At 33.8% G+C, this 24,869-nt stretch carries 20 protein-coding genes; 13 read left to right on the top strand and 7 right to left on the bottom strand.

Annotated features, from left to right (window positions below):
• The first annotated feature begins 40 nt into the window (after nucleotides 1–40).
• The 8 genes from BC962_RS00100 (at nucleotide 41) to BC962_RS00065 (ending at nucleotide 7,016) form a co-directional block, all read left to right on the top strand.
• Complete coding sequence (locus tag BC962_RS00100; RefSeq protein WP_121343906.1) at nucleotides 41–610, top strand: helix-turn-helix domain-containing protein; 570 nt, start codon at nucleotides 41–43, stop codon at nucleotides 608–610.
• 74 nt (nucleotides 611–684) lie between these two features.
• Nucleotides 685–1,179, top strand: a complete 495-nt coding sequence (locus BC962_RS00095) for a DUF305 domain-containing protein (protein ID WP_121343905.1) — start codon at nucleotides 685–687, stop codon at nucleotides 1,177–1,179.
• Between the two features lie 134 nt (nucleotides 1,180–1,313).
• The gene (locus BC962_RS00090) at nucleotides 1,314–1,700 is read left to right on the top strand and encodes a DUF302 domain-containing protein (protein ID WP_121343904.1); all 387 of its coding nucleotides are present in this window, start codon (nucleotides 1,314–1,316) and stop codon (nucleotides 1,698–1,700) included.
• Nucleotides 1,701–1,886: 186 nt separating this feature from the next.
• Nucleotides 1,887–2,336, top strand: coding sequence for a heme-binding domain-containing protein (locus BC962_RS00085; RefSeq protein ID WP_121343903.1), 450 nt, complete (start codon nucleotides 1,887–1,889; stop codon nucleotides 2,334–2,336).
• Between the two features lie 242 nt (nucleotides 2,337–2,578).
• Complete coding sequence (locus BC962_RS00080) at nucleotides 2,579–3,160, top strand: DUF3347 domain-containing protein (RefSeq protein WP_121343902.1); 582 nt, start codon at nucleotides 2,579–2,581, stop codon at nucleotides 3,158–3,160.
• Nucleotides 3,161–3,253: 93 nt separating this feature from the next.
• Complete coding sequence (locus BC962_RS00075) at nucleotides 3,254–3,820, top strand: helix-turn-helix domain-containing protein (protein ID WP_121343901.1); 567 nt, start codon at nucleotides 3,254–3,256, stop codon at nucleotides 3,818–3,820.
• A 93-nt stretch (nucleotides 3,821–3,913) separates the two neighbouring features.
• Nucleotides 3,914–4,234 (top strand): four-helix bundle copper-binding protein, encoded by a 321-nt coding sequence (locus tag BC962_RS00070; RefSeq protein WP_121343900.1) that lies wholly within the window; start codon nucleotides 3,914–3,916, stop codon nucleotides 4,232–4,234.
• A 58-nt stretch (nucleotides 4,235–4,292) separates the two neighbouring features.
• The gene (locus BC962_RS00065) at nucleotides 4,293–7,016 is read left to right on the top strand and encodes a heavy metal translocating P-type ATPase (protein WP_121343899.1); all 2,724 of its coding nucleotides are present in this window, start codon (nucleotides 4,293–4,295) and stop codon (nucleotides 7,014–7,016) included.
• Here BC962_RS00065 and BC962_RS00060 read toward each other — a convergent pair.
• From BC962_RS00060 to lysS, 4 genes are all read right to left on the bottom strand, one after another.
• The gene (locus BC962_RS00060) at nucleotides 7,013–7,498 is read right to left on the bottom strand and encodes a Spy/CpxP family protein refolding chaperone (protein WP_147405595.1); all 486 of its coding nucleotides are present in this window, start codon (nucleotides 7,496–7,498) and stop codon (nucleotides 7,013–7,015) included. The genes BC962_RS00065 and BC962_RS00060 overlap by 4 nt on opposite strands.
• Before the next feature lie 174 nt (nucleotides 7,499–7,672).
• Nucleotides 7,673–8,236: a hypothetical protein gene (locus BC962_RS00055; protein ID WP_121343897.1), complete on the bottom strand. Its 564-nt coding sequence runs from the start codon at nucleotides 8,234–8,236 to the stop codon at nucleotides 7,673–7,675.
• A 131-nt stretch (nucleotides 8,237–8,367) separates the two neighbouring features.
• On the bottom strand, nucleotides 8,368–10,863 hold the full coding sequence (locus BC962_RS00050) for a zinc-dependent metalloprotease (RefSeq protein WP_121343896.1): 2,496 nt from the start codon (nucleotides 10,861–10,863) through the stop codon (nucleotides 8,368–8,370).
• A gap of 153 nt (nucleotides 10,864–11,016) precedes the next feature.
• A complete protein-coding gene (gene lysS, locus BC962_RS00045) occupies nucleotides 11,017–12,717 on the bottom strand; it encodes a lysine--tRNA ligase (RefSeq protein ID WP_121343895.1) in 1,701 nt (566 codons plus the stop codon).
• Between the two features lie 171 nt (nucleotides 12,718–12,888).
• Between lysS and BC962_RS00040 the strand changes: the two genes are divergently transcribed.
• Together BC962_RS00040 and lipB are read left to right on the top strand one after the other, a co-directional pair.
• The gene (locus tag BC962_RS00040; protein WP_121343894.1) at nucleotides 12,889–13,044 is read left to right on the top strand and encodes a YqaE/Pmp3 family membrane protein; all 156 of its coding nucleotides are present in this window, start codon (nucleotides 12,889–12,891) and stop codon (nucleotides 13,042–13,044) included.
• Nucleotides 13,044–13,748, top strand: a complete 705-nt coding sequence (lipB, locus tag BC962_RS00035) for a lipoyl(octanoyl) transferase LipB (protein WP_121343893.1) — start codon at nucleotides 13,044–13,046, stop codon at nucleotides 13,746–13,748. The genes BC962_RS00040 and lipB overlap by 1 nt, the downstream gene beginning before the upstream one ends.
• Before the next feature lie 6 nt (nucleotides 13,749–13,754).
• Here the strand turns inward: lipB and BC962_RS00030 are convergent, their stop codons facing one another.
• The 3 genes from BC962_RS00030 to BC962_RS00020 form a co-directional block, all read right to left on the bottom strand.
• The gene (locus BC962_RS00030) at nucleotides 13,755–14,438 is read right to left on the bottom strand and encodes a TapB family protein (RefSeq protein WP_121343892.1); all 684 of its coding nucleotides are present in this window, start codon (nucleotides 14,436–14,438) and stop codon (nucleotides 13,755–13,757) included.
• A 213-nt stretch (nucleotides 14,439–14,651) separates the two neighbouring features.
• Nucleotides 14,652–17,093, bottom strand: coding sequence for a hypothetical protein (locus tag BC962_RS00025; RefSeq protein ID WP_121343891.1), 2,442 nt, complete (start codon nucleotides 17,091–17,093; stop codon nucleotides 14,652–14,654).
• Between the two features lie 29 nt (nucleotides 17,094–17,122).
• Nucleotides 17,123–17,722, bottom strand: coding sequence for a ribonuclease HII (locus BC962_RS00020; RefSeq protein WP_121343890.1), 600 nt, complete (start codon nucleotides 17,720–17,722; stop codon nucleotides 17,123–17,125).
• A gap of 169 nt (nucleotides 17,723–17,891) precedes the next feature.
• Between BC962_RS00020 and BC962_RS00015 the strand changes: the two genes are divergently transcribed.
• The 3 genes from BC962_RS00015 (at nucleotide 17,892) to BC962_RS00005 (ending at nucleotide 24,371) form a co-directional block, all read left to right on the top strand.
• Nucleotides 17,892–20,945 (top strand): SusC/RagA family TonB-linked outer membrane protein, encoded by a 3,054-nt coding sequence (locus BC962_RS00015; protein WP_121343889.1) that lies wholly within the window; start codon nucleotides 17,892–17,894, stop codon nucleotides 20,943–20,945.
• A 5-nt stretch (nucleotides 20,946–20,950) separates the two neighbouring features.
• Nucleotides 20,951–22,351 carry a RagB/SusD family nutrient uptake outer membrane protein gene (locus tag BC962_RS00010; RefSeq protein ID WP_121343888.1) on the top strand — a complete coding sequence of 467 codons (1,401 nt, stop codon included), beginning with the start codon at nucleotides 20,951–20,953 and terminating at the stop codon, nucleotides 22,349–22,351.
• Between the two features lie 115 nt (nucleotides 22,352–22,466).
• Nucleotides 22,467–24,371, top strand: coding sequence for a putative porin (locus BC962_RS00005; RefSeq protein ID WP_121343887.1), 1,905 nt, complete (start codon nucleotides 22,467–22,469; stop codon nucleotides 24,369–24,371).
• Nucleotides 24,372–24,869 lie beyond the last annotated feature (498 nt).

Here is a 24,869-nt window from a genome sequence, read left to right as displayed (position 1 = left end):
TAATAAGAATAGGATAAGTTTTTAAATAATTACTAAGCTCATGATCAAGGAATATTATATAAAGAACATGGTTTGTGACCGATGCATTAAAGTGATCAGGAATGAGCTACTCGCTGAGGAAGTAGTTGTTTTGGAAGTCATTTTAGGTAAAGTTATTATAGATACGGACAATGAGGAGTTAACAAAATTAAAATTGAATAAGGTTTTAACTGAAAATGGTTTCCTTCTAATTAGCAGCCCAGAAAATATAATTACAGAAGAAGTTAAAATTGAATTGATCAAACTGTTAAATAAATTCCCACTTAAGCTTGAAGGAAATCTATCGGATCTACTTTCTGCTAAACTGAATTCTGATTATTCTAAAATAAGCAAGATTTTTTCGGCTACAGAAAAAGTTACTATAGAGAAATATTTTATAAAACTGAAGATCGAAAAGGTGAAAGAACTAATACAGTCTAAAGAATTTAATTTCACAGAAATAAGTCAGTTGTTAGATTATGCTAATATGAATTATTTATCCCGCCAGTTTAAGAATGAAACAGGAATGAGTTTGACGGAATACAAGGGTTTGAATGAAAATTTTAGGAATTCTTTAGACCAAATAGTATAAATACAATCCAATATTTTAACAATATAATAAGCTTTAATCCAATACTTTAGTTCGACAACCAAAAACTAATCAATATGAATCCAGAAGCCAAAAGTCAACATAAAATGCAAGGAAATAATTATTCCAAGTTTTTCTTAATGCTTGGTTTATCCTTTGTGGCGATGTATATCACCATGTATTTAAACACCTATCAAATTGACCATGTCTATTTTAGTTTAACTCGATTTTATATGAGCTGTTTAGGGATCTCTGCAATGGCAGTGATCATGCTATCTCTTATGTTGAACATGTATAAAAATAAGAAGAAGAATATCGCTATTTATATAGGAAGTTTGATGCTATTTTTAGGTGCATTAGGGTTAGTAAGGGCTCAAAGTCCAATAATTGGAGATGTGTTGTGGATGAAAGCGATGATCCCTCATCATTCTATTGCAATTCTTACCAGTGAAAGAGCAGATATAAAAGATCCTGAGGTGAAGAAATTAGCTGATGACATAATTAAAGCACAGAAAAAGGAGATACTAGAGATGAAAAGAATGATCGAAAGATTGGAGAATGAGGGTAAATAAGGAGAAGATCAGGGATGGAATATTTTCTTTCTAAAAACTTATCTTTAATAAGGAGTTAGGATAACAGATTTGGAATCAGTGTCGGACTTTCAATGAGATTTTAATCAAAGTACAAACAATTAAAAAACTTCAATATGAATTATTATTTTAATAAAACAGTAGAGGGGAATTTTGAAAACGTTATAGATAAAGTTTCCAAAGAATTAGAAAAGGAAGGCTTCGGAGTATTAACGGATATCGATCTTAAGGCAACTTTTAAAAAGAAGCTGGATATAGACTTCAAGAATTACAGAATTTTGGGAGCCTGCAATGCGCCTTATGCACATAAAGCTTTAACGGCAGAAGATAAAGTAGGAACTATGTTACCATGTAATGTAATTGTGCAGCAACTTAAAGACAATTCTGTAGAGATTGCCGCAGTGAATCCATTAGCTTCTATGCAAGCCATCGATAATTCAGAATTAAAAGAGATCGCAGAAGAAATTACTGAAAAATTAAAAAAGGTTATCAATAATATTTAAAATAGGTTTATTAAGAATTTTTGTAATACAATAACTGCCTTTTTGGATAGGGAGCATTTTGAATTAGTGAAACTAAAGCCACAAAAAATCCGTACTTTGGTGGCGGAAAAATTCTTAATTGTATGAGTATTAAAAAACTGATTAATTAAGATTTAATAAAGTCTGATAACACTAAATTTTAACTTGATGAAAATTTTAAAAATTCTTGCAATTGTTGCTTTAATAGCACTAATCGTAATTCAATTTTTCCCTAAAAATTATAATCAGTCTGAAACAATTCCAGCGTCAGATTTTATCGCAAGCTACAATCCGCCTAAAGAAGTGGAAGCTATATTACGCGCTTCTTGTTATGATTGCCATAGCAACAATACAGAGTATCCATGGTATAATAGGGTTCAACCTGTGAATTGGTACTTAGCAGATCATGTAGATGAGGGTAAAAGTGAACTCAATTTCAGTGAATTTGGGGAATATTCTCAGAAGAGAAAAGATCATAAATTAGAGGAACTTATAAAAGAGGTTAAAAATGACAAGATGCCTTTAGATGAATATACTTGGTTACATCAAGAGGCTAAGTTAACAGATGATGATAAGAAAGTGCTTATGGATTGGGTTGCAACAATACAGACCGAATAAGAGCCATTGTTCCAAAGAAAACGGAAGATTTGAGAGTATTCGGCATAGAGATTGGAGATGTTCGACTTTCTATGGATGACGCAACCTATAGATTATGAAAATATAGACGGTTTTAATAACTAATTTTGCGTGTATTTTCTTTACTGGGATTAATAAGTGTACAAGTTGGATTTACCATTTGGTAGACCTAGTCTCCTAGTATTAGAAAATTTTTTAATAAGAATAATTAGAAAAAAGAAATAATGAAAAAACAACTTAGAAACGGATTAATGATTGCTGCTTTAGTAGCGAGTTTTGGATTTTATTCATGTGGAGAAAACAAGGATAAGAAAGATGAAAGCCATACTGTAATGGATGAAGAAATGAATGCTGAAGAACAAACAGGTTCTGTAGATAAAATGGATGTAGAAGATGTTATAAATGTGCAGTTCAAGGAAACTATTACTCAAACAACTTTCGAGCATTATATCGGAATTAAATCGGCATTAGTAGCATCAGAGAATACAGAGGCTCAGGAGCATGCTAAATTGTTATTGGAAAGTTTAAAAGAAGCTAAGGCTGAGCAAACTTTATTGGATGCCACTAATCAATTAGTAGAAGCAACAGATATCAATAAGCAAAGGGAAGCTTTCTCTAAGATAACAAAAGAGATGGAAACTGTTTTAACAGGTGCTTTATCTTCTGGAGAGATCTATAAGCAATACTGTCCTATGGCTTTCGAAGGAAAAGGGGATTACTGGTATTCTACTTCTTCAGAAATAAGAAACCCGTATTTTGGTGATAAAATGCTTAAATGTGGTAGAGTAGAGGAAGTAATAAATTAAATAAAAGTCTAGTAAAATTAAAGCCTGTCTCTTCATCTTATTTTAACCTTTTAGATGTAGTAGATAGGCTTTAATTTTCAATATTTATATCATTTGGCTAATAAGGAACTTCATATAAAAAATATGGTTTGCGATCGTTGTATTCTCTCGGTGCGGGAGATTCTACAACGTAATAATATTGAATTTCTAAATATATCCTTGGGAACTATTGAACTTCCAAATTCTATCGATCTCCATCAAATGGAAGAACTTCAGAAGGAATTTAAGAAAGTTGGTTTCGAAATACTATCAGAAAAAAATGAACGTATTGTTAAGCAAATTAAAGCGATCATTTTAAACGAAATCTTTCAAAAAGATTCTGATACTCATCAGAATTTATCTGTGATCTTAACAGAAAATCTACATTTTGATTATAGCCACCTAAGCTCTATATTTTCTAAGACTGAGGGGAAAAGTATTCAGAAATATCAAAATGAACTTAAAGTAGAGCGAATTAAAGAATTGCTGGAATACGATGAGCTAAGTATTTCTGAGATCGCACATAATTTAGGTTTTGGCAGCGCAGCTTATCTTTCTACTCAATTTAAAAATAGTACAGGAATAACTCCTTCTCAATACAAAAGATCCCAGCAAGGTAGAAACACTTTAGATGCCTTTTAAATTCCCATATTTTCATAAATCCTTACCATAATTTTAAAAGTATTTAATATATCTATTAAGTAACTTTGGGTATAAACCACAAAACCTAATGTTATGAGAAATGAAAAAATGGTACACGCTTTAGGTAATTGTATAAACCACTGCAATTATTGCGCAGATGCCTGTTTAGATGAGGAAAATGTGAAGATGATGCGTACTTGCATCCGAACAGACAAAGTTTGTGCAGAAGTATGCAGTACATTAAATCAATTACTTGCAACTGGCTATAAAGATGTAGATGATCTTATTAGATATTGTATAAAGGTTTGTAATGCCTGTGCAGAAGAGTGCGAAAAACACGATCACGCACATTGCCAAGATTGTGCTAAAGCCTGTAGAAATTGTGCAGCTGTTTGCGAGGCGCATTTAGCATAACACTAAAAAATAGTATTAAAAGCCCAGAATATTCTGGGCTTTTCTGAATTCAAAAGAAATGAAACATACCTATACAATTTCCGGAATGACCTGTAATGGTTGTAGAACTCATGTAGAAAACACTTTAAAAGAAGTAAAAGGTGTTACCAATGCCCAGGTGAATCTGGAAAAAGCCGAAGCGGAAATAGAAATGCAGAATCATATTTCGTTGGAAACTTTTCAAGAAGCGTTGAAGAGCGGAGGCGGGAATTATGAGATATATGAAACCGGTAAAAGCATGAAGCATACATACGATGTAACAGGGATGACCTGTAATGGTTGTAGAACTCATGTAGAAAACACTTTAAAAGAAGTAAAAGGTGTTACCAATGCCCAGGTGAATCTGGAAAAAGCGGAAGCAGTAATAGAAATGGATTCTCATATTAAATTGAGTGAGTTTCAAAAAGCTCTAAAAGAAGATGGAGGAAGCTATCAGATCTATAAACATGGTGAAGCGCCTTCAGGAAAAAATGAGGAATCTGTAGCAGAAACCGATAAAGGAAAAGAAGGAACTGGAACTTTTTATTGCCCTATGCATTGTGAGGGAGATAAAACTTATACTAAACCAGGTGATTGTCCCGTATGTGGGATGGATCTCGTGGAAGAAATGAGTTTAAAAGCATCTGCTACAAATTATACCTGCCCGATGCATCCGGAAGTTATTAAAGATGAGCCTGGAGATTGTCCTATTTGTGGGATGGATTTGGTGCCAATGAAATCAGATGTTTCCGCAGAAAATAAGACCTATTTAAATCTGCTTAAAAAATTCAAGATCGCAGTCTTATTTACACTCCCAATATTTCTGATTGCGATGTCTGAAATGATCCCTGGAAATCCACTTTACGATTTGTTAGATATGAAGTTTTGGAACTGGATCCAATTAGGCCTTTCCATTCCTGTAGTCTTTTATGCAACCTGGATGTTTTTTGAACGCGCTTACAGATCTATAATTACCTGGAATCTTAACATGTTCACTTTAATTGGAATTGGAGCAGGAGTCGCTTGGGTTTTTAGTGTAGTAGGCTTGTTATTTCCAGACCTTTTTCCAGATCAATTTAAGACTGAAATGGGGACAGTTCATGTGTATTTTGAAGCTGCAACTGTTATTTTAACTTTAGTGCTGCTTGGGCAGTTATTAGAAGCAAGAGCGCATAGCAAGACCAATAGTGCCATTAAAGAGCTTTTAAAGTTAGCTCCTAATAAGGCTTTCAGAATTATTGATGGATTAGAAGAGGAAATTCCAACCGATAAAATTGTAGTTGGAGATTTACTAAGGGTAAAACCGGGAGATAAAATTCCGGTAGATGGTATTATTAAAAAAGGCCAAAGTAGTCTGGATGAATCTATGATCACTGGAGAACCAATACCAGTAGATAAAGAGGAAGGCGATAAAGTGAGTTCTGGAACCATAAATGGCAACCAGAGTTTTACAATGAAAGCAGAAAAAGTTGGTAATGAAACCTTATTAGCACAGATTATTAAAATGGTAAATGAGGCTAGCCGTTCTCAAGCTCCAATTCAAAAATTAGCCGATAAGATCTCTGGCTATTTTGTGCCTATTGTAGTACTAATCTCTGTGATAACCTTTGTTGTTTGGGCAATATATGGGCCTGAACCTGCTTATGCCTATGCAATGATAAATGCAATTGCAGTATTGATAATCGCTTGTCCTTGTGCTTTAGGATTAGCTACGCCAATGTCTGTAATGGTAGGAGTTGGAAAAGGAGCCCAAAATGGGGTGCTTATTAAAAATGCACAGGCTTTGGAGCAAATGATCAAAATTGATGTGCTTATAATTGATAAAACAGGAACGATCACAGAAGGGAAACCCTCTGTGGAAAAAGTTGTAGCCTTAACTTCTACTTATTCTGAAGATGAGGTGTTGCACTATATAAGTTCTGTAAATGCAATGAGTGAACATCCACTTGCTCAAGCCACAGTGAAATACGCTAAAGAGAAACATGTGACTTTAGCGGAAACCTCAAATTTCAATTCGGTTACAGGAAAAGGAGTTACTGGGGAAATAGAAGGAAAACGAGTAGCGATAGGAAATGAAAAATTGATGGATGCTGAAAATGCAGAGATCACTTCAGAATTTAAAAGTCAGGTTGAAAGTGAGCAAGAGCAAGGCAAAACAGTTTCTTATGTTGCTGTGAGCAATAAAATTGTTGGTTATATTACCATTACAGATCCTATAAAGAAAACAAGTGCCCAAGCAATTAAGGAATTAATGGATGATGGGATTGAAGTTGTTATGCTTACAGGTGATAATGAAAAAACTGCAAAATCTGTAGCAGATCAACTTCATTTATCTGGTTTCAAAGCAGGAATGTTGCCCGAAGATAAATTGAATGAAGTAAAACGTCTGCAGGCTGAAGGGAAATTAGTTGCCATGGCAGGAGATGGTATCAACGATGCTCCGGCATTGGCTCAATCTAACGTGGGAATTGCAATGGGAACTGGAACAGATGTGGCTATAGAAAGCGCAAAGATCACCTTGGTAAAAGGTGATCTACACGGGGTTGTTAAGGCTAAAAATCTTAGTGATAAGGTAATGAGAAATATTAAACAGAATTTGTTCTTTGCCCTCATCTATAACACCATTGGAGTTCCAATAGCTGCAGGAGTGCTATATCCTATATTTGGCTTATTGTTATCTCCTATGATCGCTGCTTTAGCAATGAGTTTTAGTTCAGTTTCTGTAATAGCAAATGCATTAAGATTGAAGTCTGCCAAGATCTAATTCTTGTGAAGCTCTTTTCTCATTTGGGTTTTGGCAGAAGCTCTGTGCATTTTTTTCTTTGTATCAGCTTGATGGCGTCTTCTTTTAGACATTTCTTTTCTTGAAGAAGACTTCCATTCATTAAATTGCTCTGCATCAAGGATCTTTTTCATTTTATCCTGCATTGCAATTTGTTGGTCTAATTTAGAATTCATCATTTTAAAACGATCTGCTTTAGTAGAATCCATAGCTTTTGTACCAGCCTCTTTTTTGTTCTCCATCATCGCTTTTCTTTCATTCATATTCGCAACAAATAATTGTTTCACTTGTTCTTGCTGAGATTTGTTCAGATCTAATTGAAGTGCCATTTTTTTAGACTTTAACGTTGCCATTTCTTCTGAAGTCATCTCAGAGTGATGGGACATTTTTTCTCTATGTTCCCTTTGCTGAGAAAATGCAGTTACAGACATTAAAAAGCAGATAATGATTATTGTATTTTTCATAATGTTTTTATTTTGTGTTCATTAGTTTAGACTGGAAAACCTGAGATTAGTTTAATTCTCTTTATCTATTATCAACTAAAAAGGTCATTTTTTCTTATAGAGAGATTTAGCGAGATTATTCAAACAAAAAAAACCGGCAAGCTGCCGGTTTTTTTTGTTTGAAAGAAAGAGTGATTATCTAACTGGATTATCATCATCCATATCATCTTTTTCCTTGGTCTTAATGGTTTTCATCTTCATCTTCATTTTTCCTTCTTTCATTTTCCCCTCTTTCATCTTGCTTTTTTCGTCATGCATTTTCATTTTCTCTTCGTGCATTTTCATTTGTTCTGTATGCATGGTATTCCATTGCACATATTGAGAATCATCTAAAACATCCATCATAGACTCGTTAAAATCTTCATTTATCTCCATCATGCCTGCGTGCATTTCAGACCTTTCTTTAGCCATGTTTTCAGCATCTTCACTTGCCATGATCTTTTTATGGTCTTTATTTAGCTCCATTAAACTTTCTTTTCTTTTAAGTTGAGCTTTTTTCACTGCTTCTTTTTGTTCAGCATTCAATCCTAACTTCATTCCCATTTTATCAGAAAATTCAGCTGGATCTTGATCTCCCATCATTTTCATATGCATCTTATGATCTTCTCCCTTATGTTTCATTTCTTGTTTTTCTACCTGTGCGAAAGTGGTAAGAGAGAATATGAACATTATTAACATTAAACTTATTCTATTTTTCATAATTGGTTTTTTAATTTATAATTATTTAAAAATAAGCAACTTGTATTTATTCCAAACGTATTTAACAAAAAATAACCTATGGAAGTTAAAACCATAGGTTATTAAAAATGTAGCTTAGAAAAAGCTGTTTTTTAATTTATAGGATTAAGGATTAGATCTATTCTTTTAAGAGCATCTTGTAAATGATATCTCGTTAATTTATCGTTAGATCTATTCATAGAATTTCTAATATTGCTCTGAAGCGTAACAAGTTCGCCTCTTACAATTGGTCTAATGTCACTATTTGCAACATCTACATTACTTCTGGAAACCCAACTTCTAAAACGAGCAGGAATAGGGTCTTGCTCCTTTGTCATTAAATATTCCATACGTTGTAGGTAAGATCTTTGTAAATTTCTTCTATAAAGATCTATCGAATTCCCTCTATTTAATTCACTCCAGATACCAGTTCTAAGATCTGTCATCATATTTAATAAGGAATATGCTGTCTTACCATTAATTTCAGAATTTTCCATTAGTCTCGCCATTCTTCCGAAGTCTAACAAATTATTCATACTTCTTTCCTGGAACTCACGAACTCTTTCTAAATTCCCGTCAAATTCAACTTTGTTGAAAATGTTTTGATCTATCAACCATTCTGGGGTTTCAAATAATTCCTTCTGAAGAAAAGCCATGGCTTCTTTCTGCTTTGCAGTAGGAACATGTGTGTAAACGGCACCTTCTTGATCATAGGTCTTGTAATTTTGATAAACTCCACCAATATTGGCAGTTACATGTCCCATATAGCGATTGTATTGGCTAAGAACCTGCCCGTAAAGATCATCAAGATCTTCATAATCTTTACCATCTTCAGCAGTCCATTCTATTAGATTTGGAACAATACGTTTTAAATTTGCAATTCCATACTGGCTAGCAAGTACTGCATCATCTCCAAGATCTTCAGTTTGAGAACTAGGATCTATCACGCCACTTTGCTGACTTCCAAAACGGTACATTGGGTCATTCTGATGTTTTAAGATCCAAGAATCTAAAGTTTGTTTTTCATCTTTTGCAGATTTATCTAATAATGGTTTGTAACCCCAAGCAATTGCATATTTGTCATAAACCCCAATTTCTGGCATTAAAGCTACATCTCCATCACCTGGTTGTGCGATGTAATTAAAACGTGCATAATCCATAATAGAAGGTGCAGTTCCAAACTTCTTAGTGAATTCTGGATCTCTTAAATCTTCTACTGAATAAGCAACACTACTTCCCATGTTATGTGGCAATCCTAAAGTATGTCCAACTTCGTGAGACGATACAAAACGAATTAACCTACCCATTACTTCATCTTTAAATTGTACACTACGCGCATCTTCATTAATAGCTGCTGTTTGTACAAAGAACCAGTTTCTTAATAATGTCATTACATTATGATACCAGTTGATATCAGATTCTAATATCTCCCCAGATCTTGGATCACTTACGTGAGGTCCATTAGCATTAGGTATTGGAGAAGCTAAGTATCTAACCACAGAATATCTTGCATCTTCAGGGCTCCAATCTGGATCTTCCTCTTTAGTTGGTGCATCTTTAGCTATAATAGCATTTTTAAAGCCTGCTGCTTCAAAAGCTACTTGCCAATCCTCGATACCTTGCTTAATAAAAGGAACCCATTGTTTTGGAGTTGCTCTATCTATATAATAAACAATTTGTTTTTTTGGTTCTACCAGTTCTCCATTGTTGAATTTCTCAAGATCTTCGTCCTTTACTTCCAATCTCCATCTATCAAGATATCTAACCGTTTTACTTTTCTGATCACTTAAACCATAGTCAACTTGTCCTCTTGCAAACCAACCCACACGCTGATCGAAATATCTACGCTTCATTGGAACTTTTGGCAATAAGATCATAGAATTACTGAATTCTAATGAAATAGATCCAGTACTCTCATTGGAAGGAGGATTCGAAGCATTGTATGTTTTTACGTGACGCACTTCAATGTTCTCTGGAAAACTTTTAATAGTATCTACATAAGAACGTGCATCGTCTAATCTAGAAACTTTGTATTCTTTTCTATCTCTATCTGGTAAACCTAAAGCCATTACATCTTTAGAATAAAGATCTGTAACGTCTATCACATAATTTTGGCTTAAAGAATCCTTATGAAAAGCTTTAATAGGGAAAGCCTGTAAAATAGGTTCAAAGTTAGAATTAGTTACGGCCTCATGTACAGGTAAAGAATCTGCAGCAAAGATCTCGTGAGAAACAACTCTTAATAAGATCTGGTTATTCTTTTTTTCCCATTTATGAACTTGAGTATCTTGTTTGCCTCCACCAAAACCAATACCATTAGCGGTTTTAGCAATTCTGGTAACAGTAAGCATTTCACGATTTAGAAGACTGTCTGGGATTTCGTAGAAATAATTCTCATCTACTTTGTGTACTGTAAATAAACCTTTGTCAGATTTCGCATCTTTGGTGATCACCTTGTCGTAAGGTTTAACACCATTTTTGTCTTTAGAATCCGATTTTGCAGATGCTTGTGCCGGGGCCTTTTTTTCTTTTGGCTGAAAAACGGCACAACCGGATACAGAAATTGACAAGGCTATAAGTAATAGCTTGTGGGTGAACTGTTTGGTCATGTAAAACGTTTTAATTGAATAATTAGTTGAATATAAGACGAAGCTTTCTTTTAGTGAAATATAAAACGAAAAAAGGCTACCTCTTGGTAGCCTTTAGACTTAATTATTATTAAAAGGTTTAATGTATTCAGAAAGAAACTGAAAAATTAACATTTAAAACCATTTTTCTACTTCTTCTAGTTGCAGAGCAGGAATTGTTAATTTGTTCTTTTTTCTCAACCCATTTAATTTCTGATGCACTTGTGTTGCCTTATTTTCTTTAAGTTTTGTTACACTTAAAAACTCATTCATGACTACTTCTACCCAATCCTGCGGCACTCCAATTTTAATAAAATCTTCAGGTTTTGGAACTGTTGCTTTCTTCTCTGGTTTCATTTGAGGAAAGAAAAGTACTTCTTGAATAGATTGATTGTTGGTTAAAAACATGATCAATCTGTCCATTCCAATTCCCATTCCAGATGTTGGAGGCATTCCGTACTCTAAAGCTCGTAAAAAGTCGTAATCTATAACCCCGGTAGCTTCATCATCTCCTTTTTTAGCCAATTCCATTTGGTGCTCAAAACGTTCTCGTTGATCTATAGGGTCGTTTAATTCAGAATATGCATTCGCGATCTCTTTTCCGCAAACCATCAATTCAAAACGCTCTGTTAATTCTGGGTTATCTCTATGCTCTTTACATAATGGACTCATTTCTTTTGGGTAATCTGTAATGTAAGTTGGCTGTATGTAGTTACCCTCACATTTTTCACCGAAGATCTCATCTATAAGTTTTCCTTTACCCATAGTCTCATCTACATCTACTCCCATTCCTCTGGCTGCCTCGAAAAGTTCTTTTTCAGTTTTTCCAGTGATATCGAAACCTGTAAATTCAATAATAGAATCGGTCATGGTCACTCTTTTGTAGGGAGCTTTAAAGCTTACAGAGTGTTTACCGAAAGTTGCATCGGTAGTTCCATTAACTGCTATTGCGCAATGTTCCAAAAGTCGCTCACAAAATTCCATCATCCAATTGTAATCCTTATAAGCTACATAGATCTCCATTGCCGTAAACTCGGGATTATGCGTTCTGTCCATACCTTCATTTCTGAAGTTTTTTGAGAACTCATAAACTCCATCAAAACCTCCAACGATCAATCTTTTAAGATACAATTCATTGGCAATTCTCATATAAAGAGGCATATCTAATGCGTTATGATGCGTTTTAAAAGGCCTTGCGGCAGCTCCCCCTGGAATAGATTGAAGGATAGGAGTTTCAACCTCAAAATAACCAGCATCATTAAAGAAATTACGCATGGCATTAAAAAGTTTTGTTCTCTTTACAAAAACCTCTTTCACTTTTGGATTCACTACAAGATCTGCATAACGTTGTCTATAACGCAGTTCAGGATCATTAAATTCATCAAAAACGTGACCTTCCTTATCTGTTTTGGGAAGTGGTAAAGGCCGTAATGATTTACTAAGCAAAGAGAATTCCTTTACCATGATCGTTTTTTCACCAACCTGAGTGGTAAATAACTCTCCGTGGATTCCTATAAAATCACCTATATCTAGTAATTTTTTATAAACGTCGTTGTATTTACTTTTATCTTCATCAGGACAAATCTCATCTCTGTTAAAATATACCTGGATCTTTCCTTCTGAATCCTGTATCTCTGCAAAAGATGCCTTTCCTTGAATTCTTCTAGACATAAGTCGCCCTGCAACTATTACTTTCTTGCCTTCTTCAAACTTAGATTTGATCTTGGCGGTTGTATGATCTACCGGAAATAGATCTGCCGGATAAGGATTGATGCCTAATTTTCTAAGAGAAGCTAATTTTTCCCTTCTTACAATTTCTTGTTCAGATAGCTGCATGATGTCTTTTAATTTGTGTCTTATCTTCAGGGATAAGAAGTTGCAAATATAATGACATTCGTATAACTAGTCAATTTCAATTTAATAGGATTTAGAAAGAATAAATAGGATCATTTTTCCGCAATTATTAATTGGTATCTTTGTGGCCTTAAGAAAAATAAAGTAAGATCTATGAGTGTTTGGAGAGTGATTCTATCGGTATTGTTTCCCCCATTAGCAGTATATGACAAAGGATGTGGTTCAATTTTAATTGTGCTAATTCTAACATTGCTTGGTTGGATCCCGGGAGTAATAGCAGCGCTAATTATCTTAAATAACAGGAAATAATGAACAAATTGATAGAAGTTCAGGATCTTGGGTTAAAAGATTACAAAGAAACCTGGGAATATCAGGAGCAGTTATTCAAAGCTATTGTAGATCTAAAGATCAGGAATAGGAGAGAGGAACTTTCTTTAGAGACACCTAATTATTTGTTATTGGTGGAGCATCCGCATGTTTATACAATGGGGAAAAGTGGCGATCTAGAACATTTACTACTTAATGAAGCGCAGCTTAAGGAGAAGAATGCTAAATATTATAAGATAAATAGGGGTGGAGATATTACTTATCACGGCCCTGGACAATTAGTAGGATATCCAATTCTAGACCTGGATAATTTTTTCACCGATATTCATAAATATCTGCGTTTCCTAGAGGAAGTTATCATATTAACATTGAAGGAATACGGACTAAAGCCAGATAGAAGTCCTGGGGAAACAGGAGTTTGGCTTGATGTAGGAACACCATTTGCCAGAAAGATCTGTGCCATGGGTGTTCGTGCTAGTCGGTGGGTAACTATGCATGGGTTTGCATTGAATGTGAATGCAGATTTGGGTTATTTTGATAATATTATTCCCTGCGGAATTCGCGGAAAAGCGGTTACTTCTTTAAATGTAGAGTTAGGGGTGCGAGAAGTAAACAGGGAAGAAGTGGAACAGAAGTTATTACAACACTTTACCAGTGTTTTTGAAGCACAGCTAAAAATGGCTTAACAATGCTTACTTACTAAAGGCAGTAAGCATGCTGCTGCCAGTTAGTTTTCCGTTTCCATTATAGTCTTCTTGTTTTACCATTCCTACTCCCTTGGAAAGCCATTGTTTTGCAGTGCCATTTCTTGTCATTCCCATTTTAAATTCTGAGGTATAGGTTATAACTACACAATCAAAAATTCCTGCAGGAGTTGTGATAGTTTCTTTACCAGACACACTACGATCTTTCATTGCTACATTCATTTTCATGTTCATTCCAGCCATATTCATGATCATCTCCATATTAGAATCTGGAAGTTTGTCCCCAACATTTAAATTATTAGGAATCTCTATATTATTTCCAGTGATCTCGAAATCTATGTCTTTGTATTGCTCCATTAACTGTGGACTCATCATAGATTTAAAATCGATAGAAACCACATCTCCACTGCAGGTAACCTCATAATTAGAGTTAGCTAATAATTCCCCTTTTTCATCTTTGACAGAAGAAGAGATTTGGGCAATTTTCTGCCCGCCCTCCTCACGAACATCTGTAATTTGGTAATTTACGATCGCAGCAGTTTTCCCTTTTTTATCATAAGAAGTTAACTCTGCAGTTATTCCTTCAACCATTGGGTAATAACTATTACATTCTTGTGCAGTTCCAATTGAGAAGCACAAAAAGAACATCATCGCAAATACTTGATTTTTCATAATTATATCTTTAAAATTCTTAATTAAGGCTAAAAATTTTGGGATATAGTGGGGAGCAATTTTTTAAAGCTAGGTAAAACCTAAATGTTAGGGGAGCAACAAAATACTATGTAACTAATTATTATACAGATATATAGCATTTATTAAATTTAATTTAAATTCTTAAAAATAACCAGATTTTGAAGGAAAAATATTTAAAATAATATCATTCTTTTAAAATTCATAGCTTATTACTTCATTGCTTTCTCCTAGTACGAACATAATAGACCTATTTTTTGTTTTGGAATTAATAATGTCGATCAATGAAATCCCATAAACAGGAAAATTTGGAAGCAACTCTGCTTTTTCATTAAATAGATACACTTTTTTAGCTTGGGTATCGGTGATCCCTATATAAGTCTTACCCGAAATGTCGAATATTTTAGGAATTGAATATAAGCCGAAATCTAAGGTGATTTCTTTATTATTAATGGTTAAAATATTTTCTGAAAGTATTACCCGCGCATTTTCATTAGCTACTATATGTAGGTTGCCATTAGAGCTTAATTGCTTTTTAGTTGTTTTACCAGTTTGATCTATTCTTAGCAATTCCCCGTCTTCAGATAGGGATACAAACTCGTTGTTATTTTCATACCATTCGCTTTCAGAAAATTCAATTTTTTCTTTTATAGAGATTCTGTCCTTTCCCTGTCTGCTTAAAATGTTTAGTTTTCCATTCTTTTCTGGAAATACGATGTAATCTTTATTTCTTATTCGAATATGTTTTGGGGCATGACTAATTTCAGTGGTAGATTTTTTGAAATCGAAACCTTTAACAATCTTTCCTTGGGCATCATACATTAAGAGCTCTTTCCCTTGAACTATTAAAAACCGATAATCTTTTGTGTTGTTATAGTCAAAAACAGCAAGGGGCTGTGTGATGTCATCCTTAAATTCTATTGGAAATGGTTTTACCTCTTTTCCGTTTCTATCTAAAATATAGAATTTGTTTAAAGTTGTAAAAGCGATTTGAAGATTCCCGTTCTTGTAAAGATCTATTTGAGATATTTCGCCAATAATTTGTGTTTTTAGTTTTTTCTTCCAGAGAACTTTGCCGTCTAAATTTAAAAGGGATAACACATTGCTGTCATCTTGAAATGCTAATTCTAACTCATTTGAATTATGGTTTTTAAGAATATAGGACTTCTCTTTAATATTGATGGGAAGTGTAGTTGTTTTTAATTCCTGTGTATCTTCAGAGTCACTATCTCCCTCGTTTAATATTATTCCATGAATATGAGTAAATCCATCATTACTCACAAATTGGGTAGCAGCAAGCTTATATTCTTCCCCTATATTATTAATTAGATCTAAACTGTTAAGAATTAATGAGTTTTCCCTTTGAGTTTTAGAAAGCTGAGGCTTGCTTACTATTAATAAGGAAGAAGAGTTTGCCAGATCTTCCTGAATAGTTATAAAATTGGCATTTTTAGCTAGCGTAGAGGTGTTTTGATAGCTGCTTATAATGTTTTCTAAGGTTTCTTGTTTTTCAGCATAGACCAAAAAGTTATCTAAAAACATAGAATATTTTGGAATCCCAGAATTAATAAGTGGCTTTAGTAAATTTAAATGATCGCTGTTGGAAGCTGAGTAGATATTTATCCCGCGAAATTCTTTTTTTAATTCCTCTTGAATAGGGAATGCACTTAAAGCTACTTCTGGATCAACAAGGGTGAGAGCGGTTGCAGTATCATCTCCTATAAAAATAAGACCGGCTTCTTTGGAATAGTTTAAAATGGTGGTTTTGTTATCTAGGATACTGTCCTTTTTAAACTCATGTAATTTTTCTGAAAGTTTATTAAAATCCTCATAGGTAAAAGAGAAATAACCCCTAGCTGAGACAGGAGTGATATTTGAAATTTCAATTTTCTGCTGCTGTACCCCTTGAAATATATTTAATAATTGACTTGAAGGTTTTTTGGTAATAGCAATTCCATTAAAGCTAATTTTATTGTTGCTTAACTCCAGATCTACAACACTCCAATCTGCTAAGGGAGAATTACTTTCTTTATTCTTTTTAGTAATAGTTGTTTTGGAATATTCGTGATTTATATACAAAGATGTTTTCCCTTTAGATCTTGCAGTGATCGCCTTTTTAAAACTTTCTGAAGAGGCCTTATTTTGTTTATCTGAATCAACGGTTTTTTTAAGGATCTTCAGAGAATTACTTGCGAATTCCACTTTATTAAGGTTAGTACTATAAATTGTAGATTTTCCAATTCTTATTTTTTTGTAATTGAAGTCTTTGGTGCGGATTGTTTCAACAGAGAAATCCTTTAATTCTGGTTTTTTTAAACTGTCATTAGTGGATTGAGTTATAAATACATAGTCATATTTTAAACTGTCATTTTCAATGAGGCATATTAAGGAGTTTGCTGGAGAGGAAAGTGAAGAATAATATTTAATTCCTTGAGAATCGAAACTCTTAAATAGATCAGACTCTTTTAAAGAATTATTGTTATCTACTTTATTTAAAAATTCTGGAATATTCTCAGATTCAAAGATAAAATGACTTTTTTCAGGAGTAAGCTCATATAGATTGTTAACCTGGTTTTTTGGAGTATCACATGAAAACAGGGAGAAGCACAAAAGAAGAGCCAGTAAAAATTTATTCATTCTATATCCTTTTTCACAAAAGTAATAAGTTATAGCTCTAATTTTAACTGATCTGGAAGTAATTTAAAGCTTAGTCGGTGGTATTTTGTTACTCCATATTTCTGGATCGCTGCCCGGTGCTCTTTAGTTGGGTATCCTTTATTCTGTTTCCAGTTATACATAGGGAATTCCTCATGTATTAAATTCATGAACTCGTCTCTATAAGTTTTTGCGAGTATAGAAGCAGCGGCAATGTTTAAATATTTCCCATCTCCTTTTATTATACATAAGTGTGGGATGTCCAAATAAGGTTTAAATCTGTTTCCATCTACTAAAATATGTTCAGGAATAATTAATAGCTGGTTAATTGCCTTATGCATACCAAGTATAGAGGCGTTTAAAATATTTATTTTATCTATCTCTTCATTAAAGATATGTGCCACACTAAAAGTGATGGCTTCTTTTTCAATAATCTTTTTTAAAATATTTCTATTAGTGCTTTTAACAATTTTAGAATCATTTAATAGATCACTCTTAAATTGTGATGTAAGTATAACACTTGCTGCGGTAACGGGGCCTGCAAGACAACCTCTTCCAGCTTCGTCTGTCCCGCACTCAATCTTAGATTTCTTAAAGGAATTTAATAACATATTACAAATTTTACATTTTTTTTTGACTCCTCACGCAACCTTCTTATAAATAATGCATCTACGAAGTAGCGTAGTGTTAAGATTTTAACACATCAAGACTTCAAATTATATTGTTTTATTCAATATTTATTAGGATTTTTGGCGCTGGCTAATTCAAATTAACAAAATAATGGAAAAAAGATTAAATGGAATTCTAACGCTATTTTTAGCGTTTGTGGTGCAATTAACCTTTGCACAAGATTTAACGGTTACCGGGACGGTAACTGATGCGGAAGGTTTACCCCTTCCAAGTGTAAACGTATTAGTACAGGGTACTAATACCGGAGCTTTAACTGATTTTGACGGAAAGTATAGTATAAAAGCTGCTACTGGATCTAAATTAGTTTTTAGTTATGTAGGTTTTCTTAAGCAAACAGTTACAGTTGGAACTCAATCTGTTGTAAATGTTTCTATGCAAGAAGATGCATCACAACTAGATGAGGTTATAGTGTTAGGTTATAGCACTAAAGGAGTTGAAGAAGTTACAGGATCTTCAGTTCAATTAAGTGGTGCAGAGTTGGCGGAATCTCCAACAGTTTCTGTAGATCAGGCTTTACAAGGTAGAGTTGCTGGACTTCAAATGTCTCAAGCTTCTGGTACTCCGGGTTCTGTCGCGGATATCCGAATTAGAGGTATAAGTTCGATCAACGCAGATAACGATCCTCTTTATGTAATAGATGGTGTGCCAGTTGCAAACACCAACGTTTCAGGAAGTGATAATTATTCTAGTTTGAATCCTTTGGCTTCTATTAACAGCCAGGATATTGAAACTTTAACTGTATTAAAAGATGCTTCTGCTACTGCAGCTTATGGAGCACGTGGATCTAATGGTGTAATTACTACCAAATCTGGTAAAGCAGGTGATACTAAATTCACATTCTCTTCTCAAGTAGGTTTTCAAAATGATGCTTTCAACAAGAGAGATGTATTAACAGGAGCTGAGAGATATACTCTATTAAATGAAGCTCTTTACAGATCTTACGGTCCAAATGGTACTATTGCTGATTTAGGTATTTCTGCTCCTGGAAATGGGATTTCAGAATTGCTTTCTGTAGATGATTTCTATGATGGAGTAACAGATAATGACTGGGCAGGAGAAATTAGAAATGAAGATGCTTTAACGCAAAATTACACATTCTCTGCATCTGGAGGTGGAGAAAAATCTAACTTCTATGCATCTTTAGGTTACAACAAAACTGAAGCTACTGTAATAGGAAGTGCTTTTGAGAGAATTAATGGATCATTAAGCTTTGATAGAGATTTGAGAGATAATTTAAAACTTTCTACTTCTATGAATGTTTCTAACATTACTCAGAATCCAGTTCTTGAAAACGGAACTTTCTTTTCGAATCCTTTTATTACAAGATATTTAATGAACCCATTTAACAGCATCAGAAATGATGATGGTTCTTATAATATCGATCTTCCTTTTGGTTCTCTTCCAAACATATTTTATGTTAACGAGAATAACGTAACTAGAAATGCTTTAACAAGAGCACTTTCAAATACTAAATTAGATTGGGAATTATACGATGGTCTTACTTTCTCTAATAGAGTAAGTATAGATTACCAATTAAACGAGTATACTTCTTACAGAAACAGATATGAAGGTGATGCAGATGATATTAATGGTGATATTGCTATAAGTGATCAAAAGAACTTTAACTTAGTATACCAATCATCTTTAAACTATGGCTTCAAATTAGGTGAGAATCATAATTTTGATATCACAACTTTATTTGAATACCAAAAGAATCAAAATACTTACTTATTCGGTTCTGGAGAGAACTTCCCAGTAGATGGTTTAATTCAAATTAACACGGCAAGTGCTAATTTCGATGCAGATTCACAATTCGAAGACTGGTATAACGTTTCTTACTTAGGTTTGGTTAACTATAATTATGCTGGTAAATATGTTTTAGATGGTACTATTAGAAGAGAAGGATCTTCAAGATTCTCTCCTGGAAATAGATTTGGAACTTTTGGTTCTGTAGGTGCGGCATGGAATGTTCATAGAGAAGATTTTATGGCTGGGAATATTTTCAATACTCTTAGATTAAGAGGTTCTTATGGTATTACTGGTAACAACGGTGTTGGACTTAATGCTTACCAACCTTTATTAACGTATAGTGCGAATTATGCAGATAATGGTGCTGGTTTCCCTTCTCAGTTTGGAAATGCAGGTTTAACTTGGGAGAAAGGTGAATCTTTTGATATTGGTCTTACTTTTGGATTACTTCAAAATAGAATTTCTGGATCTTTTGCTTACTACAACCGTAGAACATACGATCTATTATTAAACGTTCCATTATCTTTAACTACTGGTTTTGATGAGCAAGCTAGAAACGTTGGAGAAATGGTGAATAAAGGAATCGAGGCTGAATTAGGTATTGATATTATTCAAACTGAAGATTTTACTTGGAATATTTCTGCTAACTATGCAACTGTAGATAACGAAGTTACTGAATTAGCTCTTGGAGCAAATGGAAGTGAATTAGATACAGAAGCTGGAAGTAGTTATAAAACAACTAGAACTGGTTTACCATTACGTTCATGGTATATGAGAACTTGGTCTGGAGTGAATGCTGATACTGGAGCACCAGAATGGTTTTTAAATGGTGTAGATGGTGAAGTTACTTCTAACTATAACGCTGCAGCTAGAGTAGATCAAGGTGCTAGTGCTTTGCCAACATATTCTGGTGGTTTAGGAATGAGATTAGATTACAAAGGTTTCTTCGCTGAAGGAAATGCATCTTTTGCAGGTGGACATAAGATCTATGAGCAATATGCACAATTTTACTTAAGAACAAACTCGTTCACTTTAAACTCTTACAATGGTGTAAGTGAATTATTAGACAGATGGCAACAGCCTGGAGATGTTACAAACGTACCTAAATTAGATTATGGTAGAAATGATAACTTCCACGCAACTTCTTCTCGTCATTTATATGATGGAGATTATGTAAGATTGAAAAATGTTGCAATTGGATATTCTCTACCTTCTAAGTTTGTTGAATCTGTTGGAATTGACGGTTTAACACTTACTTTACGTGGAACAAACGTTGCTACATGGGTAAAAGACGATGGTTTATTATTGGATCCAGAAGTTAGAGCTAATGGATACACTGCATTAACTACGCCTCCTGTTGAATCATATACTTTAGGAGTTAACATTAAATTTTAAGAAAAATGAAAAAAAGTTTTAAATATTTATTTACAATAGCTTTAGGCTTAGGGGTTTTATCCTCTTGCTCTGAAGATAGTTTAGATCCAACTTTACAGCAATCTAAGGATATCGTTACTAGTGTTAACACTGTTAATGATCTTCAGGCTGTAATCAACGGAGCTTATAACAGAATGTCTATAAGCGACTATTATGGAAGAGACAAGATCATATTAGGAGAGGTGTTTTCAGATAACACTTCCTCTAATGCAAATTCAAACCGTTTCGTAGCCGAAGCGAGAATGGATTTATTGCCAACTTCTGCTATTGCAGAAACTTTATGGGCAAGATTATATACTGTTATAGGATCTGCTAACATCGTTATTAATGCTGAAGGTATTACTGGAGATGAGGCAGAAGTTAATCAGATAAAAGGTCAAGCTTATGTTATTAGAGCTTTAGCTCATTTTGATCTTCTTACTTTTTACGGACAACAGAATGTAAATGGTGGTGGATTATCTTCTTTAGGTGTTCCTTACGTAACTGCTTTTAGAGATGAAAACAGTTTGTTTCCAGCACGTAATACTGTGCAAGAAGTTAGAGATTTAGCTTATGCAGATTTAACAACTGCTAAAGGTTTAATGGACGATAGTGTAGGTAGTGTAGAATATATAAATACTTATGCTGCAAGTGCTGTTGAAGCTAGAATCGCTAATTATTTTGGTGACTGGCAGAGATCTTTAGATGCTGCTGAAGAAGTGATTTTATCTACTAACTTTAGTGTGATTTCTAAAGATGCTTTCCTTAACTCTTTTTCTATAGATGGTGCTTCAAATTCTATATTTGAAATAGCTGCTTCAGAAACTGATAACGAAGGAATCAATGGTCTTGCAAATATTTATCAGCAAGGAAGTTATGGGGATGTTATTGCATTGCCAAACTTAGCTGCTATCTATGAAGATACAGATGTTAGAGGTGTTACAACTGCAGATAAAGAAGGTGTAATAACTCGATATGCTAATGGTACTTTAAGAAACACTGGTAAATACCCATCTTATGCTCCTTACAAAGATAATATCTCTGTAATTAGATATGAAGAAATGGTATTGATCTACGCAGAAGCATTGTTGGAAACAGCAAGCCCTGCTGAAGCTTTAATCTGGTTAAATAAAATTCCGGCTGAAAGAGGAGCTACATTATATGATGCTGCTACTAAGTCTAATATTTTATTAGAAAGAAGAAAAGAATTAGCTTTTGAAGGATTTAGATTTCATGATTTGGCAAGAACTAAAATGGACATTCCATTTGTAGATGTTGCATTACAATTACATGAAGGTCCTACTTACGGTAGTTTTAATTATGCTTTGCCAATTCCTCTTGCAGAAGATGATGCAAATGCTAACTTACCACAGAACTTCGGATACTAATTCCAAGAGAATAGCATTCAATAATAAAACCGCCCCATTGGGGCGGTTTTTCTTTTTAGACAACTTTCTACATCTAACTTTATTATTTTACATTTGTAGTAGTCTATAAAAGTCTATGAAACACCTATCTTTTTTTCTTATTTTATTTTTGGTTCCATTATTTCTTTTAGCGCAGGAACCAGAAAGAGATCCATCAGTGAATAAACGCAGCACCCAAAAAGATTCTTTAGAGAAGCCACCAATCACAGCTTATAAGATTTTTTCAGTATCAGGAGATTCCACTTACGTAGATACTACCTTAACTATCCAAAAGGATTATAAATTCAATTATCTAAGAAAGGATAATTTTGAATTAGTTTCTTTTGCCAATGTGGGTCAAACCTATAATAAACTTGCCTATAATTTTAATGAGATAGATCTAATTCCAGAATTGGGAGCTAGAGCTAGACATTATAATTTTATGGAAGTACAGGATATTTATTATTATGAAGTTCCCACACCACTTACAGAACTTTTTTTTAAAACTGTTCCAGAACAAGGTCAGGCTTTAGATGCCTTTTTTACAATAAATACTTCCGAGAGATTAAATTTCTCTATTGCTTATAAAGGCTTACGGTCCTTAGGTAAATATCAAAATATGTTAACCAGCACAGGGAATTTTAGAGCTACACTTAATTACGCGACCCTCAATAAAAAGTACAGACTTAAAACACACTTCGTGTCTCAGGATTTATTAAATCGTGAAAATGGTGGATTAACAGAGCAAGCTTTAGAACAATATATAGGTAAGGAACCTGGATTTGACGATAGATCCATTTTAGAAGTTAAATTCGAAAATGCAGAAAATGTACTGTATGGGAAGCGTTTCTTTTTAACTCACGAATATGATCTAGCAAATGGGAAGAATAATAAACTTACTCTTTTTCATGAATTAGACTTTAGTGATAAGAAGTATGTATTTAGTCAGGATGCCCCAGTAGATTTTTTCGGGGATTCTTTTAAAACTACTAATCTTAGAGATAGAGTGAAACTAAGAAATATAAATAATGTTGCTGGTGTTACCTATGCTAATAGTACGCTTGGAGCGTTAAAACTGAAGGCTGGCATTACGCATTATAATTATGGCTATAATTCTGTATTTATTTTAGAAGATCAATCTGTTATTGCCAATAGAATAAAGGGTGATAATTATTCTGCCGGTGCTGGATATTACAAAAACTTTGGACCTCTTAAAATGTATGGGGACTTTATGGTGAATGTAGCAGGGGATCTTACAGGACATAAGTTTTTAGCCGGTGCAGATTATTTCATTAATAAGAATAATCAGATTAAAGCCGAACTTCGCAGTAACGAAAGTGCTCCTAATTTTAATTTTCAATTATATCAAAGTGATTATATAAATTATAATTGGCAAACAGATTTCGAGAACACCAATACCCAAAGTTTAGCCGTGAAATTAGAATCTACTAATTTGGTAGATGTAGATGCAAGCTATACGAGAATAACTAACTATACCTATTTCTCGACAAATGAAGAAGACCTTACAAAACCCTTTCAAGAAAGTGGAGAGATCAGCTATTTTAAACTGAAAGCCGGTAGGGAGTTTCAATACGGTAAGTTTGCTTTAGATAATACCTTAATGTATCAACAAGTTCTAAATGGCGAGAGTGTATTAAACGTTCCAGAGTTTACTACCCGCAATACATTCTATTATAGGGATCATTGGTTCAAGCGAGCTCTTTATTTACAGACAGGCTTAACTTTAAAATATTTCACTAGCTACCAAATGGATGGTTACGATCCTGTTCTTGCCGAATTTTATGTGCAGAATGATCAAAGTTTAGGTGGATTTCCAGTAGTGGATTTCTTTTTTAATGCAAAAGTGAAGCAAACTAGGATATTTTTTAAGTTAGAACATCTTAATTCTTTATTAGATGCTAATAATAATTTTTCTGCTCCAGAGAATCCATACAGAGATTTTTTGGTGAGATTTGGTCTAGTCTGGGATTTCTTTCTTTAATTTTCTTTCTTTTTTGTGCGTTTCCCCTCCTAAAGTTCGGGGTCGGGCTTTACGCTTGTAGTCCCAATTTCACATTGTTTCATTAGGAGCTACCGCTTCAATCCCTAACGCTTGGGCATCACTGATGCCTTTTATTATATTAAAAACCTTTCAGTCCCGTAAATGAAGAAAAAAACTTTCTCAGTAACTCCCGTATTACCAAAGTATTAAGAAAAGATTAAAATTATTTTAAAAAATACTTAAGTAAAAGTTTGCGGGTAAGAAAAAAGAGGACGTATATTTGCACCCGCTAAGCGATCAACGAGTAGTTGATTTGGGAGGTGAAGTTCATTGTATACTGGGAGACACGAGCGTTTTTAAGGTTAAAATTTAACTAAAAAAAAAGTTCAAAATAAGTTTGCTGGAATGAAATTAAAGTTGGTATATTTGCAGCCGCGTTTAGCGGCACAAAAAGTTCCTTGATTAGTGAGAATACGATGTAAATTTTGAGAGTAAAAG

The sequence above is a fragment of the Gillisia mitskevichiae genome, assembly GCF_003634585.1.
Classification (GTDB): Bacteria; Bacteroidota; Bacteroidia; order Flavobacteriales; family Flavobacteriaceae; genus Gillisia; species Gillisia mitskevichiae.
This window is presented reverse-complemented; position numbering and strand designations above follow the sequence as displayed.

What these genes read in the sequence shown, in the direction of transcription:
- BC962_RS00090 (WP_121343904.1), top strand. Translation starts at nt 1,314, where the DNA reads ATGAATTATTATTTTAATAAAACAGTAGAGGGGAATTTTGAAAACGTT.
- BC962_RS00055 (WP_121343897.1), bottom strand. Translation starts at nt 8,236, where the DNA reads ATGAAAAATAGAATAAGTTTAATGTTAATAATGTTCATATTCTCTCTT.
- BC962_RS00070 (WP_121343900.1), top strand. Translation starts at nt 3,914, where the DNA reads ATGAGAAATGAAAAAATGGTACACGCTTTAGGTAATTGTATAAACCAC.
- BC962_RS00005 (WP_121343887.1), top strand. Translation starts at nt 22,467, where the DNA reads ATGAAACACCTATCTTTTTTTCTTATTTTATTTTTGGTTCCATTATTT.
- BC962_RS00060 (WP_147405595.1), bottom strand. Translation starts at nt 7,498, where the DNA reads ATGAAAAATACAATAATCATTATCTGCTTTTTAATGTCTGTAACTGCA.
- lysS (WP_121343895.1), bottom strand. Translation starts at nt 12,717, where the DNA reads ATGCAGCTATCTGAACAAGAAATTGTAAGAAGGGAAAAATTAGCTTCT.
- BC962_RS00030 (WP_121343892.1), bottom strand. Translation starts at nt 14,438, where the DNA reads ATGAAAAATCAAGTATTTGCGATGATGTTCTTTTTGTGCTTCTCAATT.
- lipB (WP_121343893.1), top strand. Translation starts at nt 13,044, where the DNA reads ATGAACAAATTGATAGAAGTTCAGGATCTTGGGTTAAAAGATTACAAA.
- BC962_RS00050 (WP_121343896.1), bottom strand. Translation starts at nt 10,863, where the DNA reads ATGACCAAACAGTTCACCCACAAGCTATTACTTATAGCCTTGTCAATT.
- BC962_RS00010 (WP_121343888.1), top strand. Translation starts at nt 20,951, where the DNA reads ATGAAAAAAAGTTTTAAATATTTATTTACAATAGCTTTAGGCTTAGGG.
- BC962_RS00065 (WP_121343899.1), top strand. Translation starts at nt 4,293, where the DNA reads ATGAAACATACCTATACAATTTCCGGAATGACCTGTAATGGTTGTAGA.
- BC962_RS00025 (WP_121343891.1), bottom strand. Translation starts at nt 17,093, where the DNA reads ATGAATAAATTTTTACTGGCTCTTCTTTTGTGCTTCTCCCTGTTTTCA.
- BC962_RS00015 (WP_121343889.1), top strand. Translation starts at nt 17,892, where the DNA reads ATGGAAAAAAGATTAAATGGAATTCTAACGCTATTTTTAGCGTTTGTG.
- BC962_RS00080 (WP_121343902.1), top strand. Translation starts at nt 2,579, where the DNA reads ATGAAAAAACAACTTAGAAACGGATTAATGATTGCTGCTTTAGTAGCG.
- BC962_RS00040 (WP_121343894.1), top strand. Translation starts at nt 12,889, where the DNA reads ATGAGTGTTTGGAGAGTGATTCTATCGGTATTGTTTCCCCCATTAGCA.
- BC962_RS00095 (WP_121343905.1), top strand. Translation starts at nt 685, where the DNA reads ATGAATCCAGAAGCCAAAAGTCAACATAAAATGCAAGGAAATAATTAT.
- BC962_RS00100 (WP_121343906.1), top strand. Translation starts at nt 41, where the DNA reads ATGATCAAGGAATATTATATAAAGAACATGGTTTGTGACCGATGCATT.
- BC962_RS00020 (WP_121343890.1), bottom strand. Translation starts at nt 17,722, where the DNA reads ATGTTATTAAATTCCTTTAAGAAATCTAAGATTGAGTGCGGGACAGAC.
- BC962_RS00085 (WP_121343903.1), top strand. Translation starts at nt 1,887, where the DNA reads ATGAAAATTTTAAAAATTCTTGCAATTGTTGCTTTAATAGCACTAATC.